The 1,732-nt window shown below is 64.4% G+C and carries 1 protein-coding gene and 1 pseudogene; both read left to right on the plus strand.

The window, feature by feature from the left end:
• Positions 1-1,120 (plus strand): type IV secretory system conjugative DNA transfer family protein (locus EOA78_RS35395; RefSeq protein WP_164784116.1); only part of this gene is annotated, 1,120 nt, incomplete at its 5' end.
• Between the two features lie 299 nt (positions 1,121-1,419).
• Positions 1,420-1,732: pseudogene (locus EOA78_RS35400) on the plus strand (hypothetical protein); the annotation flags it as partial.

Raw genomic sequence — 1,732 nt, forward strand, 5'->3', positions numbered from 1 at the left:
GCGCAGAGCCGGCCGCAAGGTGATCGTGCTCGATCCGGCCAGCCCCGCCACTGGCTTCAACGCACTCGACTGGATCGGCCGCTTCGGCGGCACAAAGGAAGAAGACATCGTCGCGGTCGCGACATGGATCATGACCGACAATGCGCGGGCTGCGTCCGCGCGCGACGACTTTTTCCGCGCCTCGGCCATGCAGCTCCTGACCGCGCTGATCGCCGACGTCTGCCTTTCAGGGCATACGGAAGAGAAGGACCAGACACTGCGCCGTGTCCGCGCCAATCTCTCCGAGCCTGAGCCGAAGCTGCGCGAGCGGCTGACGCGGATTTACGAGCAATCGGAATCCGCCTTCGTGCGCGAGAACGTCGCGGTCTTCGTCAACATGACGCCGGAGACGTTCAGCGGCGTCTACGCCAATGCGGTGAAGGAGACGCACTGGCTCTCCTATCCGAACTATGCCGCCCTCGTCTCGGGCGACAGCTTCTCGACCGACGAACTCGCGGGCGGCCGCACGGATATCTTCATCGCGCTCGATCTGAAGATACTGGAAGCCCATCCGGGGCTGGCGCGGGTAGTGATCGGCTCCTTTCTCAATGCAATCTATAACCGCAATGGCGAGGTCGCGGCTAGGACCCTGTTCCTGCTCGATGAGGTGGCCCGTCTCGGCTATCTGCGCATCATCGAGACTGCCCGCGACGCCGGGCGGAAGTACGGTATCAGCCTGACGCTGATCTTCCAGTCGATCGGCCAGATGCGAGAGGCCTATGGCGGCCGCGACGCCGCCTCGAAATGGTTCGAGTCCGCATCCTGGATCTCGTTCGCGGCGATCAACGATCCGGAGACGGCAGAGTATCTTTCGAAGCGTTGCGGCGACACGACGGTCGAGGTCGATCAGACAAACCGCTCCTCCGGAATGAAGGGATCGTCGCGATCGCGCTCGAAGCAGCTCAACCGCCGGCCGCTGATCCTGCCGCACGAGGTGATGCGCATGCGCGCCGACGAGCAGATCGTCTTCACCGCCGGCAATCCGCCGCTCAGATGCGGGCGCGCCATCTGGTTTCGCCGCGCGGACATGAGGGCCTGCGTCGGAGAAAACAGGTTCCACCGGAAGGAGATGGCGCAATGAGGCTTCGCGGCGGACCGATGCCGGAGCTTCGTGAGCAGAGGCATCGACGGTCCGGCCGGACGCACACGCCCCGCGAGATGGATCGTCACGCGCATGCGCGGAGACCGCGCAGCGGCTCCGGGAGCGACGCGAAGGGTCGCGACTAGAGCCAGGTCGCCGCAGGCGGCTCGCCCAAACCCGCTTCAACCAGGTCGCCATTGCAGGCCCCTGATCTGCGGGGAAGTTGAATGATGCCGGTAAGACGATCGAAACCGCATCCTGCGAAAACCTCGAAAGCAGAGTAGGGAGACATGCCCGCATTGAACACCGTCGTCAGGTTCCGGCAGAAGAAACGAACGCGCTTCGGGCAACCGAAGACGCCGCGCGGGAAACAGCCCGTCGATCGGCGAAAATCATCGCGTCGGAAAATCGGATCGGCGATTGCGAAGTTGGTCGTCGGCGCACTCGTCGCGGCGGCGGCATTTGGCGCTTACCAGCTCAGCCGGGCGGGCGGGATCGAGGGTATGGCGGCCCTCGTCTCGGCACCGCGACAGGACTTGCTTTCGGCTTCGTTTGCGATATGCGGCGACGGTCCCCGCATGACCTGCGTGGTGGATGGCGACACGTTCTGGC

The sequence above is a fragment of the Mesorhizobium sp. M5C.F.Cr.IN.023.01.1.1 genome, from assembly GCF_003997585.1.
Taxonomy (GTDB): Bacteria; Pseudomonadota; Alphaproteobacteria; order Rhizobiales; family Rhizobiaceae; genus Mesorhizobium; species Mesorhizobium wenxiniae.